The sequence below is a fragment of the Meiothermus sp. genome, from assembly GCF_026004115.1.
Lineage (GTDB): Bacteria > Deinococcota > Deinococci > Deinococcales > Thermaceae > Meiothermus.
In genome coordinates this window covers 1484777-1501420 of sequence record NZ_BPIM01000001.1, presented here as the reverse complement: position 1 = coordinate 1501420, position 16644 = coordinate 1484777, and the positions used below count along the sequence as shown (strand labels likewise).

Annotated in this window: 15 protein-coding genes; 3 read left to right on the top strand and 12 right to left on the bottom strand. The window is 59.4% G+C overall.

What is annotated here, in order from left to right; translation table 11 throughout:
* Positions 1-39: 39 nt before the first annotated feature.
* The 6 genes from Q0X23_RS07165 to Q0X23_RS07140 form a co-directional block, all read right to left on the bottom strand.
* Positions 40-1482 (bottom strand): gamma-aminobutyraldehyde dehydrogenase, encoded by a 1443-nt coding sequence (locus Q0X23_RS07165; protein WP_297859664.1) that lies wholly within the window; start codon positions 1480-1482, stop codon positions 40-42.
* Positions 1483-1664: 182 nt separating this feature from the next.
* The gene (locus Q0X23_RS07160; RefSeq protein WP_297859663.1) at positions 1665-2474 is read right to left on the bottom strand and encodes an ABC transporter permease; all 810 of its coding nucleotides are present in this window, start codon (positions 2472-2474) and stop codon (positions 1665-1667) included.
* Positions 2475-2566: 92 nt separating this feature from the next.
* Complete coding sequence (locus Q0X23_RS07155) at positions 2567-3481, bottom strand: ABC transporter permease (RefSeq protein WP_297859662.1); 915 nt, start codon at positions 3479-3481, stop codon at positions 2567-2569.
* Entirely contained in the window at positions 3478-4500 is a 1023-nt protein-coding gene (locus tag Q0X23_RS07150; protein WP_297859661.1) for an ABC transporter ATP-binding protein, read from the bottom strand. The genes Q0X23_RS07155 and Q0X23_RS07150 overlap by 4 nt, the downstream gene beginning before the upstream one ends.
* Positions 4501-4725: 225 nt before the next feature.
* Positions 4726-5895, bottom strand: coding sequence for an ABC transporter substrate-binding protein (locus tag Q0X23_RS07145; RefSeq protein ID WP_297859660.1), 1170 nt, complete (start codon positions 5893-5895; stop codon positions 4726-4728).
* 178 nt (positions 5896-6073) lie between these two features.
* Entirely contained in the window at positions 6074-7012 is a 939-nt protein-coding gene (locus Q0X23_RS07140; RefSeq protein WP_297859659.1) for a LysR family transcriptional regulator, read from the bottom strand.
* 312 nt (positions 7013-7324) lie between these two features.
* On the opposite strand from Q0X23_RS07140, the gene Q0X23_RS07135 reads away from it, so the two are divergent.
* The 3 genes from Q0X23_RS07135 to Q0X23_RS07125 all read left to right on the top strand — a co-directional run bounded on the left by Q0X23_RS07135 (position 7325) and on the right by Q0X23_RS07125 (position 9951).
* Positions 7325-8767, top strand: coding sequence for an NAD-dependent succinate-semialdehyde dehydrogenase (locus Q0X23_RS07135; RefSeq protein ID WP_297859658.1), 1443 nt, complete (start codon positions 7325-7327; stop codon positions 8765-8767).
* A gap of 425 nt (positions 8768-9192) precedes the next feature.
* The gene (locus tag Q0X23_RS07130; protein ID WP_297859657.1) at positions 9193-9474 is read left to right on the top strand and encodes a DUF427 domain-containing protein; all 282 of its coding nucleotides are present in this window, start codon (positions 9193-9195) and stop codon (positions 9472-9474) included.
* A gap of 66 nt (positions 9475-9540) precedes the next feature.
* On the top strand, positions 9541-9951 hold the full coding sequence (locus Q0X23_RS07125) for a DUF3197 domain-containing protein (RefSeq protein ID WP_297859656.1): 411 nt from the start codon (positions 9541-9543) through the stop codon (positions 9949-9951).
* Positions 9952-9960: 9 nt separating this feature from the next.
* Here Q0X23_RS07125 and Q0X23_RS07120 read toward each other — a convergent pair whose 3' ends face one another.
* The 6 genes from Q0X23_RS07120 to Q0X23_RS07095 all read right to left on the bottom strand — a co-directional run bounded on the left by Q0X23_RS07120 (position 9961) and on the right by Q0X23_RS07095 (position 16602).
* Positions 9961-10290 carry a metal-sulfur cluster assembly factor gene (locus tag Q0X23_RS07120; RefSeq protein WP_119341613.1) on the bottom strand — a complete coding sequence of 110 codons (330 nt, stop codon included), beginning with the start codon at positions 10288-10290 and terminating at the stop codon, positions 9961-9963.
* A 98-nt stretch (positions 10291-10388) separates the two neighbouring features.
* Positions 10389-11207 (bottom strand): ABC transporter ATP-binding protein, encoded by an 819-nt coding sequence (locus tag Q0X23_RS07115; protein ID WP_297859655.1) that lies wholly within the window; start codon positions 11205-11207, stop codon positions 10389-10391.
* Positions 11208-11273: 66 nt separating this feature from the next.
* The gene (locus tag Q0X23_RS07110; RefSeq protein WP_297859654.1) at positions 11274-12482 is read right to left on the bottom strand and encodes an ABC transporter substrate-binding protein; all 1209 of its coding nucleotides are present in this window, start codon (positions 12480-12482) and stop codon (positions 11274-11276) included.
* Between the two features lie 92 nt (positions 12483-12574).
* A complete protein-coding gene (locus Q0X23_RS07105) occupies positions 12575-13651 on the bottom strand; it encodes a branched-chain amino acid ABC transporter permease (RefSeq protein WP_297859653.1) in 1077 nt (358 codons plus the stop codon).
* A 93-nt stretch (positions 13652-13744) separates the two neighbouring features.
* On the bottom strand, positions 13745-14653 hold the full coding sequence (locus Q0X23_RS07100) for a branched-chain amino acid ABC transporter permease (RefSeq protein ID WP_119341617.1): 909 nt from the start codon (positions 14651-14653) through the stop codon (positions 13745-13747).
* A gap of 8 nt (positions 14654-14661) precedes the next feature.
* A complete protein-coding gene (locus Q0X23_RS07095; RefSeq protein WP_297859652.1) occupies positions 14662-16602 on the bottom strand; it encodes a long-chain fatty acid--CoA ligase in 1941 nt (646 codons plus the stop codon).
* Positions 16603-16644: the final 42 nt, after the last annotated feature.

Sequence of the window (16644 nt, the reverse complement as noted above, 5' to 3'; positions counted from 1 at the left end):
AGGCAATCGGATCCAGGGCTCCGAGGGCAGCCATCGCCGCTAGTGCTTGACCATGATGTGCCGGGCTACGGTGTAGTCCTCGAGCGCATACAGGCTCATGTCCTTGCCGTAGCCCGATTGCTTGAGCCCCCCGTGCGGCATCTCGTTCACCAGCATGAAGTGGGTGTTGATCCAGGTGCAGCCGTACTGCAAACGGCTGGCAATGCGCATGGCCTTACCCACATCCTGCGTCCAGACCGAGCTGGCCAGGCCGTAGTCGGAGTCGTTGGCCCAGGCGATGGCCTCCTCGGGGTCTGTGAAGCGGGTGACCGAGACCACCGGCCCAAACACCTCGCGCCGCACGATTTCGTCGGACTGCAAGGCCCCGGCCACCACCGTGGGCTCGTAGAAGAAACCCTTGCCCTCGGCGGGGTGGCCCCCTGCGGTCACCTCGATATGCTTCTGCATCTTGGCCCGCTCCACAAAGCTGGCCACCCGCGCCCGCTGCCGCTCGGTAATCAGGGGCCCCATCTCTACCCCTTCGTCGGTTTGCGCGCCCACCTTGATGGACTTGACCGCGTCCGATAGCTCGGCCACGAACTTGTCGTAGATTTTCTTGCCCGCATACACCCGACAGGCTGCGGTGCAGTCCTGCCCGGCGTTGTAGTAGCCGAAGATTCTGATGCCCTGCACGGCGGCCTCGAGGTCGGCGTCGTCCATCACGATGACCGGGGCCTTACCGCCGAGCTCTAAGTGGGTGCGCTTGAGGCTTTGCGAAGCGGCCTCGAGCACCCGCCTGCCGGTGGCCACATCCCCCGTGAGTGAGACCATCCGCACCCCCGGGTGCGCCACCAGCGAGGCCCCCACCGTCTCCCCCACCCCGGTCACCACATTCACCACCCCCGGCGGGAAAATCTCAGCCAGCAGTTCGGCCAACCGGAGGGTGGTCAGGGGGGTCTGCTCGCTGGGCTTTAGCACCACTGTGTTGCCCGCAGCCAGAGCCGGGGCCAGTTTCCAGGCTGCCATCATCAAAGGGTAGTTCCAGGGGGCAATGCTGGCCACCACCCCCACCGGATCGCGGCGAATCATGCTGGTGTGCCCGGCCAGGTACTCCCCGGCCAGGGCCCCGGTCATCGAGCGCACCGCCCCGGCAAAAAAACGAAAGCAGTCCGAGATGGCCGGGATCTCGTCGTTCAGCGCGGCCAGATAGGGTTTCCCACAGTTGAGCGATTCCAGCCGGGCGAACTCCTCGGCGTGCGCATCGATCTTATCGGCCAGCTTGAGCAGCATCAGCGAACGGTCTTTAGGGGTAGTCTGCGACCAGGAATCAAAGGCTTTTTCCGCAGCTGCCACGGCCTGTTTGACCTGTTCCGCCGAGGCCTCGGGTAGCTTCAGGAGTACCTCGCCCGTTGCCGGGTTAAGGATGTCCAGAGGGGTGCTCTCCCCGGCGACAAATTCTCCATCAATCAACATCTTGCTCTCTCTTATAAGGGTTTTGGCCATATTATTTCCTCACTTTCGTCCGGTTTTGGGTTGCTTAGTGCACAGGTAACTTGTTTTACGGCACGTTTTGAAGCACGTTGATTGCCCCAAATTGCGATGTGTGGTTCATTGGGAGGGACTGTAGTTCATACCGAGTTCCTGGTTACCAGACCACTTAGTCCTCTGCTTTGCTACTTATACTGTTAGCCCGTCTTACCTCCCCCGTGCAGGTCGTCGGTGTGGCGGGTAAGCCACTGAGCCAGCACAATCGGCAAAAAGGTGACTAGCATCACAAAAACCGCCACCACATTGGTGATGGGGCGTTCGCGGGGGCGGAATAGCTCGTTTAAGAACCAGATGGGCAGGGTCTTCTGGTCGGCGGCGGTAAAAGTGGTCACAATTACTTCGTCGAACGAGAGCGCAAACGACAACATGCCACCCGCCAACAACGCCGTGGCGAGGCTGGGTAGCACCACATGGCGCCAGGTGGCAAACCAGTCCGCGCCCAGATCCATGGAGGCTTCCATCTGGGAGGAGCCCATGCGGCGGAAGCGGGCGACCACGTTGTTGTACACCGTGACGATACAAAAGGTAGCGTGGCCGATAACAATCGTCCAGAAGCTTGGCTCGAGGGCCAGCCGCTTGAAGGTAGTAAGGAGGGCAATGCCGGTCAGGATGCCCGGCAGGGCGATGGGCAAAATTAGCAGCACGGTGAGAAAGTCCTTGCCCAAAAACTGAAAGCGGTACATGGCCGCCGCCACCATAGTCCCCAGTACTAAGGCGATGGCCGTGGCCATGGCGGCTACCTGCAACGACAGCCACAATGCAGCCCACATATCAGTCCGCTGCATGGCCTCGCCAAACCAGCGCAGGGTCAGGCCCGGGGGTGGAAACTGGTAGGTGCGATCTTCGGTGGTCAGGGCATACAAAACGATGATGGCAATGGGGAAGTGCAAAAAAAGCATCCCCAGGTAGAACGCTAAGCGCAGGCCCAGCGAAGGCTTACCCGGCATACCCCTCCCTCCCATGCCACAGATTGCAAGTTGCAAGTTGCCAGTCTGGAGCCGTGCTCCTGGCCCAAAGACCTGCGCGAGACTCAAGACCCTCACAGCGCATTAAAAGCCCCCAGTCGCCGCACGATGAGCAGGTAAATAGCGATGATGACCACCGGCACCACCGAGAAAGCCGCCGCCAGGGGCAGGTTGCCTGCGGTGCCTTGTTGCACATAGACCATCTGCCCGATAAAAAAGCCTGGCTGCCCCACCACCTGGGGGATGATGTAATCGCCCAGGGTCAGGGAAAAGGTAAAGATCGAACCTGCTGCTACACCGGGAATGGCCAGCGGCCAGATCACCTTGCGAAAGGTCTGCGCGGGCCTGGCCCCCAGGTCGGACGAGGCCTGGATGAGCGATTTGGGGACACGCTCCAGCGCCGCGATGATGGGCAAAATCATGTAAGGCAGCCAGACGTAGGTAAAAACCAAAAACATGCCCAGGTAGCTGTTGGATAGACTGGGGCCACCTATCACCGGCAGGCTCAGGATACCCTGCAAAAGCCAGCCCAGCCCCAGCAGGTTGAAAAACCAGCTCACCACCCCTTCGCCCGCCAAAATTAAGCGCCAGGCATACACCTTGATCAGGTAGCTCGACCACAACGGCAACAGCACCATCAGATACCAGAAGGTCTTGGCATTGCCCTGGGTGTAAAAGGCGATGTAATAGGCAACCGGGAAGCCAATGGCGATGCAGGCCAGCGTGACCGCCAGGGCCATCAGGGTGGTGCGCAGCACGATATCTACATTGGCCGGAGAGCTAAAAAGCTGCCGAAAAGCCGAGAGTGAGAAGCGATACTCCACCTGACCGGTAAAGTCGTTGAGGGAGTAAAAGCTGTAGAGCATCAGGTTGAAGAGCGAGCCCAGGTAGATGACACCCAGCCACAGTACGGGCGGTATCAGCAGCAGCAGTAGCAGCAGGAGCGGCCGCAAATACAGCACATCGGAAAGGCGTCGGCGCAGGGTCATGGGGCCTCCTGCAAGGCTCGCAGCGAACCGCTTTCCCAGCGCAGGGTGACAGGGCTACCAATCTGGAGATCCTGCTCTTCCGAGGATGTCACCGCCGTCAGGCGCTCGCTGCCCACTTGAACCTCGTAGCGGGTCTGGGCCCCCAGGTAGTGGATGTCCAGCAGGGTACCGCAGAGGCAGTTGGCCCCGCAGTGGCTACCCACCACGATGGAGATGCGCTCCGGGCGCAAGGCATACTTGCCTTCCCGAAGACCCAACAAGCGGCCCTCGAGCACATTAGCGCTACCCACAAAGCGGGCTACGAACTCGGTTTTAGGGTATTCGTAAAGGGCTTTGGGGGTGTCGAGCTGCTCGATTTTTCCGTGGTTGAACACCGCCACCCGATCCGACATGGAAAGGGCCTCGCCCTGGTCGTGGGTAACGTAGATGAAGGTGATACCGAGCTGGCGCTGCAGGGCCTTCAGCTCTATTTGCATTTCCTCGCGCAGCTTCAAGTCCAGTGCCCCCAAAGGCTCGTCCAGCAACAACAGCTTGGGCTGGTTGATGAGCGCTCGAGCCAGGGCCACACGCTGTCGCTGGCCCCCCGAGAGTTGCCCAGGCCGCCGATCCCCTAACCCTGCCAGCTTGACCAGTTCTAGCATCTCCTCGGCCCGCCGGTGGCGTTCGGACCGGGGCACCCCCCGCACCATGAGCGCATACGCTACGTTGTCGCGTACGTTCATGTGTGGAAAAAGCGCATAGTCCTGAAACACCGTGTTCACGTCGCGGGCGTAGGGCGGCAGCCGGGAGGCATCCTGCCCGAACAGCACAATATGCCCCGAGGTAGGCTGCTCGAACCCACCGATGAGGCGCAAACAGGTGGTCTTGCCCGAGCCCGATGGCCCCAGCATGGAGAAGAATTCACCCGGAAAGATTTCCAGGTCTACTCCATCCACGGCCTTTACCGCACCGAAGTAACACGACACCCCGTGCAGGATCACGGCCGCCTGAGTGGATTGGTTTTGGGGTTCTTGCAGCATCTGTACCATCGTAGCGTGGTCTCGGGTTAGGGTTGGGGCGGGCTTTCCTGAACCCCAACCCTACCCTGTTTGAGGTCTGTGGTAGCCTCTGCTCAGACCGCCTTCAAAAGATAGTCCTCCTGTAAACCCAGAGGCCATCTTCTAACATTCCGGCCTGTATCTTTCCTTGAGAACCCGACCGACCGCGGCGCGGTTCATGAGCAGTCTGGCTTTCTTTGCAAACCCTCAGCGGCCCCCCTGAATGGCAATGTAGTCGCTTACCCAGCGGCTATAGGGCACACACTGGTTGTTCTGGGTACGGCACTGGACAGTCGGAGTACGCCAGAAGAATATCTTGTCGAAGTCGTTGAAGCCCTGGTTCTTGCAGCCATCGGCAGACAGCAAGGAGCCGGGGGTGTTGCAGGCTGCCGGTACCACGGGGTTGGAACCGAACCAGCCCGCAATGTCGGCCTGCACCTTGTTGGTAAGCTGCCAGTTAAGCCAGCGGTAAGCGCAGTTGGAGTTTTTGGAGTTGGCCGCCAGCATGGTGGTATCGGCCCAGCCGGTAGCCCCTTCTTTGGGCACCACCCAGTCAATGGGGCGCTTATTGGCCTTGAGGGTGTTGACCTGGAAAATCCAGGTTGTCGAGGCCACCACACCTTCGTTGGTGAAGTCCTGCACTTGGGCGTTGGCGTCGTTCCAGTAGCGCTGGAGCAGCGTGCGTTGCTGGCGCAACAGTTTGAGCACCTCCTGGTACTGCCGCTCGTTGAGCTCGTAGGGGTCTTTGATGCCGAGTTCGGGCCGGGTACGCATCAGGTACAGCGCAGCGTCGGCCACGTAGATGGGGCCGTAGTAGGCCTGGATGCGGCCCTTATTGCTTTTCCCGTCGGGGAGCGTCATCTCCTCGAAAACCACCTTCCAGCTATCCGGGGGGGTCTTGAAGACGTTGGTGTTGTAGGCCAGCACGTTCACGCCAAACTGGTAGGGCACCCCGTAGCGCACCCCATTGACCACATACCAGGGTGCATTCAGCAGGCGACGGTCGATGTTGCGGGTGTTGGGAATCAGGTTCCAGTTGATGGGGGCTACCACATTGCCGGCAATCAGGCGCTGGGTGGCATCGCCCGAGGCGGTGACCAGGTCGTAGCCGCCCTGATTCATCAGGCGCACCGCTTCGTCCGAGCTGCTAAAGACCTTGACGGTCACCTTGCAGCCGGTTTCTTTCTCGAAGCCCGTAACCCAGTCGGCGCTCTTGTCAGTGGAGCCGTTTTCTACATAACCCGGCCAGGCCAGGATGTTGAGCTGGCCCTCGTTGGGCCCCAGGGACTGCTTAGCCCGGCTGGCCGGAAGCTGTGCTAGCGCCAAACCCGTCAGCATTGCCAGACAAATCACTGCCATGAACCATCGTGTGCGCATGCTCCCTCCTTAAATACGACAGCCCGGGGCCTGGCCACATTCACGCAGGCGTCTCCAGCTGTCGAACTGCTCCCTACAATAGCGGACCCGGTTTGCTTTCAACAAGCAACCTGCGGTAATGGGAGATATCGGTAAAAGAGATAGGTTATTTCATTGGGCGTTCGTACTCCGCATGGTGTTATTCGGCGACACCGGGGAGCTCGGCGTAGCTCATGCCGTAGACCTGCACCCGGCTGTGCTCCCCCACCACCACCAAGAACTGCCGGGCGGCCTCGCTCAGCACACTCCCCCGGCGCCAGGCCACGCCTATCTCTAAGCGTGGTAAATCCTCGAGCAAGGGCCTCGACTCCAGCCGGTCGCCCTCCAGGCTCCAGGGCCTATACATCAGGTTGGGCAAAACCGCCACGCCAATACCCACCGCCACCAGGCTGCGCATGGCCTCGATAGAATCGGTACGCACAGCCACTTGGGGAAAGCCGCTTAGGCGGTAGATTTGCTGGGTGACTTCCTCGAGCTCATCATTCTTCAGGTATAAAAAGCGTTCCTCGCGCAACTCCCCCAACGACACCGCCTCCCGCTGCACCAGGGGGTGGTTGGTGGGCAGCCAGACCCGCCAGGGAGCCCACAGCAGGGTGCGGGTCTCGAGGGCCTGCTTATCCACCACCGAAACATTCATCACCGCCACGTCGAGCTCGCCGTTAATCAGCAGGTGCTCGATGTACCCCCGCCGGTCTTCCACCACGACCACCTGAATGCCCGGGAAAACCCGCTCGAAGCGGTCGAGCAAATAGGGCAGGTAGTAGGCCGTCACCAGGCTGGTTACGCCCAGGTTAAGCTGGCCGGTGGTGGCGTCCGGGCGTTCGCGGATGGCCTGCTCGGCGTTGCGCAGTGCAGCCAGCACTTGGTGGGCATGGCGCAAAAACTGATGCCCGGCATGGGTCAACATCATGCCCCTGGCGTGCCGGGTAAAAAGCTCGGCTCCCAGGGTATCTTCTAGCTTCTTGATGGCCTCCGTGACCACCGACTGGGTTACGTTCAGGGAGGTCAGGGCTTTGGAAATCGAGCCCGACTCGGCCACGGCTATAAAGTAGACCAGTTGTTTGAGCGAGATTTGCACCACAGGCTCCCATCGGCAAAATCGATGATTTAGATGACTCAAGTGTAACTGCTCGAGCGACCCCTCATACCGGATTCAAAAAGATAATCATCCAATCCAAAGATCCCCCAGAGGCTATCTTTTTGAATCCTAGAGCACTCCTTTCAGTCGGGTTAGTTCGTCACTAAACAGTGGCGAACTAACCGAATCTGGTATTACCTGTGCACTAAAGAGCCCCTGGTTGAGGTTTGTGAGGGTTCGCTTAGCGACCCTGTAATTGCAAGGTTCCCCCTACCCGCAGTCTGGTAGCGCCGGAGTATGCTAAGGGCTGCTATGGTCAAAGACTTCGATTTTCCCAGCAGCGCCTATGTAGGCGGCAAGTGGCACCAGACCCCCAGAACTTTTGCGGTTAAGAGCCCCTACAGCGGCGAACTGCTGGCCCAGGTAGCCGACTGTGGCGAAGCTGAAGCCCGAATGGCCGCCGATGCTGCGGTAGCCGCCTTCAAGGAGTGGAAAAAGCTCACCGGCTTCGAGCGTGGGAAAATCCTGCGCAAATGGAACGACCTGCTCATTGCCCACCAGGAGGAGCTCGGGCGCCTGACCGCTTTGGAAATGGGTAAACCCATCACCGAGGCCAAGGGAGAAGTCCTGTATGCGGCCAGCTTTGTGGAATGGTGCGCCGAAGAAGCCACCAGGGTGAACGGAGAGCTCATTCACTCGCGTTTCCCGAACAAACGCCAGATGGCCGTCTACGAGCCGGTAGGGCCGGTGTACGCCGTGACCCCCTGGAACTTCCCCACCAGCATGATTACCCGCAAGGCCGCTCCTGCGCTGGCCGCGGGCTGCGCCATCATTGTCAAGCCCGCCGAGCAAACCCCATTGTGCGCCCTCTACCTGGCCAAGCTCTGGGAGGAAGCTGGGGGCCCTGCCGGCACCCTGCAGGTGCTGCCCGCCTCCGACCCGGTTCCGGTGTCCAGGGTCTTGATGGAGGACATGCGCATCCGCAAGATTACCTTTACCGGCTCCACGCCTGTGGGCAAGATTCTCTACCGCCAGGGCGCCGACACCATGAAGCGGGTCTCGCTCGAGCTCGGCGGCAATGCACCGTTCATCATCTTTGAGGATGCCGACATCGAAAAAGCCGTGCAGTTTACCCTGCTCTCCAAGTACCGCAACGCCGGACAGACCTGCGTAACCACCAACCGCATCTATGTGCACAAGAAGCTCGAGGCCGACTACGCCGGAGCGTTGGCCGAGGCGGTGAGCCAGCTCAAGGTGGGCGACCCCCTCGATACCAACACCAACGTGGGGCCCCTGGTGGAGCAACAGGGCCTGGACAAAGTGGTCTCGCATGTGGAGGATGCTCTCTCTAAAGGCGCCAAGGTAGCCGCCGGGGGCAAGCCCCTGGGTGGGCTTTTGTACGCCCCCACCGTGCTCACCGGTATCCAGCCGGGTATGAAAATTTTGGAGGAAGAAACCTTTGGGCCGGTTGCCCCCCTGATGCCCTTTGAGGACGAAGAACAGGCCATTGCCTGGGCCAACAATACCGACTACGGGCTGGCCGCCTACATCTGGACGAAGGATTTGAGCCGCGCCTTCCGGGTAGCCGAGGCCCTCGAGTACGGCATTGTGGGCGTTAACGACCCTGTCCCCAGCGCCATGGGCTCTAACCTGCCCTTTGGCGGCTATAAAAACTCGGGCCTGGGCCGCGAGGGAGGCCACTGGGGCATGGAGGAGTTTCTGGAGACCAAGCTCATCTCCTTTATGCTCCCGTAATACCGGATTCAAAAAGACAGTTCAAAAAACCAAAAACCCATAGGTTGTCTTTTTGAATCCTAGAGCACACCCCTCCCTGTCGGTCGGCGAAGAAAGCGTCTCCCTTCCAAGGGGCGGTATCGCCCTCCGCTACGCGGATAACTTCGGTCGGGTTAGTTCGTATAGACCCCATACACTGCCTACCCTCCCCTAGCAGGGGAGGGCAAGGGTGGGGTTGCCATGGAAGGGCAAATCCCCAGGTACAGCCATCTCTACAACGCTGTACTAACCGAATCTGGTATAAAAACCAGACCCTCAACCACCCCTTTCACCCTTGATGGGTGAAAGGGGTCGGGGGATTGGAGTCAACAAACCCTACCAGCACCGGTTTTCTTTCTGTATTCCGCAATACTTCGTCCCCCTGCCTCCCGCGCTACCCTGACACCATGAAAGCCATCTGGAACGGTCGGGTCATCGCAGAGAGCAACGATACCGTGGTGGTCGAAGGAAACCATTACTTCCCTGCCGAATCGGTAAAACGGGAATTTTTGCGCGAGTCCTCTACCCACACCACCTGCCCCTGGAAGGGCGTGGCGAGCTACTACAGCCTCGAGGTCGATGGCCAGATCAACAAGGATGCGGCCTGGTACTATCCCGAGCCCAAAGAAGCCGCAAAGCAGATCCGGGGGCGCATCGCTTTCTGGAAGGGCGTAAGGGTAGAGCCCTAGCGAAAACACTTCTTCGCCAGTTCATGCCCAACGGAAGTAAAAACAGCGCTTGGTTAGAATATGGGCATGGAACTCGTAGGTCTTCGTGGCGCTCCCCAAGAAACTCTTTCAGACCTCAAGGAAGCCCTGAAGGGCGTAGACTTTCCCGAGGCCGCAGTTTTCTATATCACCGACTGGCAAGACCAGCGGGCCCAAGCCCGCTTTGCCGTATTTGTACGCCAGGGCCAGCACCGCATTTTGAGCCTGGATGCCTTCGGGCCCAGGTTTGGCCCCCAGGGCGATGCAGCACTGAAAGAGCTGACCATCTGGCTGCTTGAGCGCGGCGTGACCGACTTTAAGGAAGCTGTAATTGCCCCTTCGGAGTACGGAGCGTTGTTTGAGCTCGAGGATGCAGAAGCCGAAAAGCTCATCCGGGCGGCAGCCAACCCCACCGATCCCATGCTTTACATCAAGCGCGAGTTTACCAGCCGCATGTAATGCCGACCATCAAACGTTGAAACCAAACATCCGCATCTGACGCTTACCATCTTCAGTCATCTTGGCAGGCGTCCAGGGCGGGGTCCATACAAAGTCTACGTTGACCGCATTTACACCCTCCAGGCGCATTACGGCAATTTCGGCGTCGGCCTTGACAATATCCTGTGCGGGACAACCGATGGAGGTCAGGGTCATGGTGATGTCCACCACGCCCCCTTCTTTGACTTCGGCGTCGTAAACCAGCCCCAAATCCACCACGTTAACAGGAATCTCCGGGTCCCGCACAACCTTGAGGGCTTCCAAAACCTGCTCTTTGGTAGGCAGTGTCGTCTCGCTCATGATTTATATGGTACTTCAGGCCGGTTTTGTACATCCTGTCTTGTGTTGCAAAAAAGAGGAGCGAAAACGAGCTCGCTCCTCCGGGAAGTCCGCGCACTTCACATGAACCGCTTGCGACGGCGGTAGCTCTTGACATCCTTGAAACTCTTGCGTCCCCCCGACTTGGCCACCCCCAGATAAAATTCCTTGACGTCAGGGTTGGACTCGAGGTACTCCCTGGTGCCTTCCAGGGCAATCCGCCCGGACTCCATGATGTAGCCATAGTGGGCCACCGAGAGGGCCACCCGGGCGTTCTGCTCCACCACCAGTACCGTCACGCCTTCCTCGGCGTTGATCTGGGCCACGATGTCGAAAATTTCCCGCACCAGCATGGGCGCCAGCCCCAGGCTGGGTTCGTCCAGCAGCAAGAGCCGGGGGTTGGCCAGCAGAGCCCGCCCAATGGCCAGCATCTGCTGCTCGCCCCCGGAGCAGTAGCCTGCCAGGCGGGTCTTGATCAAGGCCAGCTTGGGAAAGTAGTGGTAGATGCGCTCGAGGTCTTCTTTGACCTTGGCCCCGTCTCGCCGGGTGGCCGAACCGACCCGCAAATTTTCTTCCACCGTGAGGTGTTTGAAAACCCGCCGCCCTTCCGGCACCTGCACGATACCTTTGAGCACAATCTGCTCGGGCGGTTTGTTGGCGATATTTTCGCCTCGGTACAGGATGGAACCCGAGACGACCTTGCCATCCTCGGGCACCAGCAACCCCGAGATGGCCCGCAAGGTGGTGGTCTTTCCGGCTCCATTGGGGCCAAGCAGCGCAGTCACCTGGCCCTCCGGCACCTTCAGCGACACCCCCCGCAACACCTGGATGATGTCCTTATACACCACCTCTATGTTGTTGACTTCCAGCAGAATGGGGCCCAGGTCTTCAGGATGCATATCACCTCGCACAAAGCCGAGCGTTAGAAGCAGCAGTCGGCCATAGGCCCTCAGCTTTTGCTTCCTCTACGGATTCCGCACCTGGCGGAACAGCGCGGAGGTAAAGGGATCGGTTACTGGAACAAACTTGCCCCCCTTGGCTTCCAGCACCCGCAGGCCCTCGGCCCCGGTCTGTTCGGTACGGGTAAAGTCAATCTCGATGCCGGCCTTGGTAGAAACCGCGAATCCGGGCTTGAAGGCGTTGGGCCCGTTCATTCCAATCAGGGCCTGATAAACCGTCTCGTTGTCAATACGTCCACTGAAGCGCTGCGCGGCCCGCTTCATGGCCTCCACCGCGATGGCCGCCGCCAGCATACCGGCGGTGTAGTTGGTAGAGTTGAGGATGTCGGCGCTACGGTTGTACTTGGCAGCCAGTTGTTTTTGCAAATTGATGCCGGGGGCGTTCTCGTCCAGGGTATAGTAGCTGCTCGCCCACAAAAAGCCTTCAGCAGCATCGCCCGCCAGGCGAATTAGGTCGGCACCACCGGTGTACACCGCCCCCATCTGCTTAATCTTTTTGTCCAGGCCCAGGCGTTTGGCATCCTTTAGAATGTTGGCTACCGGCCCGGCCACGTTCTGGTGGATGATGTACTGCGCACCTGCTGCATCCAACGCCCGCAGTAGTGCGGTATTGTCCAGGTTGCCTCCACCCACTTCCCGCACATCCACAATGCTCTGGCCGAGCCGCTGGGCAGCCCGACGGGCATGATCCACCACCGCCCGCCCGAAGGGGCTGGGGTTCACCACCAGGGCAATCTTGGCGTTCTTGTCGGTGCGGTTGATGTATTCCATCAGCGCTACCACCTGCTCGGAGTAGCTGCTCACCGGCAGGAACATGTACTGATTGTTGGGCGGGTCAATTAGCCCGATGTGCGCCGAGGCCGGTAGGGTAGGCATCTTGACCTCGTTAATCAGGGGCTTCAGTTGTAGCATGGCGCCGGTGGAGTAGCCCAGGTACATGGCCGGCTTGGCCCGATCCAGCGCTTCCTCGAAGATGCGCTGGGTGTTGGGGTTCTGGTACTGGTCGTCGCGCACGGTGCAGTTGAGGGTGACACCCGGAATCAGCTTCTGATCGTTGGCATATTTGCAGTAATCCTCGATGCCGGCCCCATACGGCCCCCCCACGTCCGAGGTAGGCCCGGTCACGGCCCCCGACCACAGCAGGTTCACCGTGCGTCCTTGGGCCATAACCAGTCCCAGCATGGCCATCATCCCTAAAATAATCGCTCGCTTCATGACTCCTCCTGTTCCTCTCAACACTTCACTGTTTGATTGCAACGCGCATCACGCGATGTTGCCCAGGTTTTCTTAGCTACCGGCCATCGGCCTCAATACTTGAACGGCCACGTTCGGAAATAACTTCGCAAGAGCCGCCACCAGTTGTATAGCCCCCTTGGCTCAAAGACCAGGAACAGCACAATTACCAGGCCAAAGGAAAGGGGCAACAAGGCTGAGGCCACGTCCACACCGGCTGGGGTAATACTCTGAACGAAGGGATTGGCTTTCATCCATTCCGACAGCCGCTCCATATAGAGCCGCAAAAACTCGATAAAAGCCGGGCCCAGCAGGCTTCCCACTACGGTTCCCAGACCGCCCACAATGGCCATGGCCAGAAGCGCCACCGAACGGGTCAGGGTAAACTCTTCCACCACCACGGCCCGCTGCATGTAGGCCAACAACCCCCCGGCGATACCACCATAAAAAGCACCCAAGGCAAATGCAAAGAGTTTGGTACGACCCGGGTCCATGCCCATCGCATCGGCGGCACGGTCGTTGTCACGCACCGCAATGAGGGCGCGACCATATTTGCCCCGCAGCAGGTTACGCCAGGCGATTACCATCAGCACCAGCACAAACAGAATGACGTAGTACCAGAAGTAGTTGTGGTTGCGAAAGCCAATCTCGAGGCCCAGGAAGTTACGCATCTCCACCGGAATCGCAGCCCCCTGGGCCAGCGCCGGACTGCGCCCCACCACCCAGACGAAAATCTCCTGAAACGCAAGGGTAGCCAGGGCCAGGTAAAGGTGCTTGACCCGGAGGCTGGGAATCCCCACGATGAATCCGATGATGGCCGCGGTGATACCCCCCAGGGGAATGGTGAGCCAGAAGGGCAGGTTGGGCGCGCTCAGGGCCACGGTGTAGGCCCCCACCCCCATAAAAGCCGCCTGCCCCACGCTGATCAGGCCAGCGTAGCCGGTGGTGATATTGAGCCCCAGCACCGCAATGGCATAAATCAGGATGAAGTTGAGCACCAGCACCTGCGAGCGCTCTAACAACATCGGCAGGATACACAGGGCCAAAAGCAGCAATACCACCGAGACAATCTCGCGGTAGTTGGCAAAGATAGTGGTGTCTTGCACATAGGAGGTGCGGTAGTTGCCGGTCTGGGCCCAAGGGTTACGCATAGGTGACTCCGCTAGGCTGAAAGCTGAAGGCTAAGGGCTCGAGGCCGCTAAGGTTTTTGGCCTTTAGCTTTTGACCTTTGGCTACTGGCTTTCTCATACCCGCTCGATCTCCTCCGTACCAAACAACCCATGCGGCTTGAACCACAGCATGACCAGGAGCACAACAAAAGGCATCACATACTGCGAACCCCCTCCCACCAGCCCAATCTGACTGAAGAGCCCGTCCAGGTAGGCCGTGGACAAAGATTGCAGGATGCCGATGATAATCCCCCCCACCACCGCCCCCGGCACAGAGTCCAGCCCCCCCAGAATCACCGCCGGGAAGACCGCCAGCCCGATGGCTATTAGACCGTCCTGGTTCAGGCCCGAGACCGCCCCCACCACAATGCCTGCAGCAGCCGCGGTCAGGCCCGCTACTGCCCAGGCCAGGGCAAACACCCGCTGTACCGAGACCCCCACGCTCATGGAGGCCATCTGGTCATCGGCCACCGCCCGCATCGAAACCCCCAGCACCGAGCGCTGGAAAAACCAGCCAAATAGCACTAAAAAGAGGGCAGTAAAGCCGATGGCCAAAAGCTGCGGGTACGAAATGCTGATGCCCCCCAGGTTAAGGCCGCCCTGCGGCAAAAACTGCGGAAAGGTAAAGTTGCCCGAGCCGAACGGGGTCAGGTACATCAGCCCGTCCAGCACGCTGGCCAGCCCAATGGTCACCATGATTACCGAGATGATCGGCTGTCCCACCATTCTGCGCAAGAAAACCCGTTCTACCAGAAAGCCCAGCCCGGCTGTGAGCAACATGGCCAGCAGGGCCGCCAGCAAAACCGGCAGCTTGGCCCATACCGCCAGCGCATAGGCCAGAAAAGCCCCGATGGCGATGAACTGCCCGTTGGAAAAATTGATCACCCGGCTGGATTTATAAACCAGCACAAACCCCAGGGCCGCCAGGGCATAGATACAGCCCACCGCAATCCCGGAGATGAGGTTCTGCACAAAGTCAATCACGGCCCCTCCTACGCGCCTACCAGTTCTTTGCTGCTGTCGGCTTCCAACACACTCACCTCGGTAGATACCTTTTGCACCGTACCATCCTGGTATTTGAACTCGGTATCTACCTGCACCTTGCTGGTTTGGCTATACAGCGCATCCACAAGAGGTTGGTAGCGCTGCACAATGAACTTGCGACGTACCTTACCGGTGCGGGTCAGCTCGTCATCATCGGCATCGAGCAGCTTGTACAAGAGTACGAAGCGCTTGATCCGCAGGTGCTCGGGCAGCCCATCATTGACGGCCCTGACCTCCCTACGGATAAGTTCGGCCACCTGCGGTTTTTGCGAGAGGTCAATATAGGTGGTGTAGGCGATCCGGTTGTCCTCAGCCCACTTGCCCACGGTTTGCGGGTCTACATTGATGAAGGCCGTCAGGTAGGGTTTCTGATCGCCAAACACCACGGCTTCTTTGATATAGGGGCTGAACTTGAGTTTGTTCTCGATGAACTGGGGACTGAACATCTGCTGGGTGCTGGTGTGCATCACATCCGAGACACGGTCAATGACCACCAGGTGCCCCTCGGGTGTCAGGTAGCCGGCGTCGCCCGTATGTAGCCAACCATCCGCGAAGGTCTCGGCGGTGGCCTCGGGGTTCTGCCAGTAGCCCGCTACCACTGCATCCGAGCGACAGAGGATTTCGCCCCGTTCGCTAATTTTGACCTCGCCACCGGGAATCGGCACCCCCACCGTATCGGCCCGCACATCGCCGTCGCGGTGCACAAAGGCAATTCCGATTATCTCGGTCTGGCCGTAGATTTGCTTGAGGTTGACCCCAATGGCGTGATAGAAGCGGAAGACATCCGGCCCCAGCGCCGCCCCCCCGGTATAGGCCCGACGCAGCCGCAAAAAGCCAAGCTGGTCGCGCAGCGGCTTGAACATGATCTGGTCGGCGAACCAGTAGGCAAGCCGCAGACCCAGCGGCATGGGCTTGCCATGCATGCGGTAGTCGGCAGCACGGTAACCGATTTTGAGCATCTGCTGGTAAACCCAGCGGTTGAAGGCATAGGTCTCGGAGATACGCACCCAAATTTGGCTCTGGGTGCCCTCCCAAACCCGGGGAGGACTGAACATTACGTGGGGCCCGATTTCCTTCAGGTCGCTCATGGCGGTTTCCACCGACTCGGGCATGTTGACGGCAAACCCGCCCGCTAGCGCCATCCCCACCGACATCATCTGCTCGCCAATCCAGGCAAAGGGCAGGAAGGAAAGGTAGTCGTCGGTGAGCTCGAGGGGGTCTACCTCCTGCAAGGCCACCCCCATGTGCAGCAGGTTGCGGTGCATCAGCATGGCCGCCTTGGGTCTGCCGGTAGTGCCGGAAGTAAGGGAAAGATGACACACATCCTCGGGCTTACCCAAAGCAATGCGTTCCTCAACAGCTCTGGGGTGCTGTTTGAGATACGCCTCGCCCAGTTTCTCCACCGCCTCAAAGCCCATAATCCAGGGATCGTCGGCGTAGACCCGCATGCCTCTGGGGTCCTGGTAGATCACCTTACGCACACTGGGAATTTCACTACGGATTTCCAGCAGCTTATCCACCTGCTCCTGGTCTTCGGCTACCACAAAGGCCGCTCCGGTGTAGGACAGCACGTAAGCAATCTCGGGTGGCAGCGAGGATTGATAGACCCCTACCGAGATACCCCCCAAGGACTGTGCCGCCAGTTCGGCGTAGAGCCACTCCGGAATGTTGTCGGCAATCACCGCCAGCCGTTCACCAGGCTGAAAGCCCAGCGAGAGCAACCCTGCAGCGAAATTGGTTACGTGCCGGTAGTAGTCGGCATAGGTAATCTCGTTCCAGATGCCAAAATCCTTCTTGCGGATAGCGACCCGCCCTGGTGTCTGTTCAGCGCGCATCCGCAGGACTTGCGGAAGGGTATATTTTTTGAGTTCGTAGCCGGAGGGCATCATGGGCAACCTCCCCAAACAGGCCACAGGTCACAGGTTGCAGGT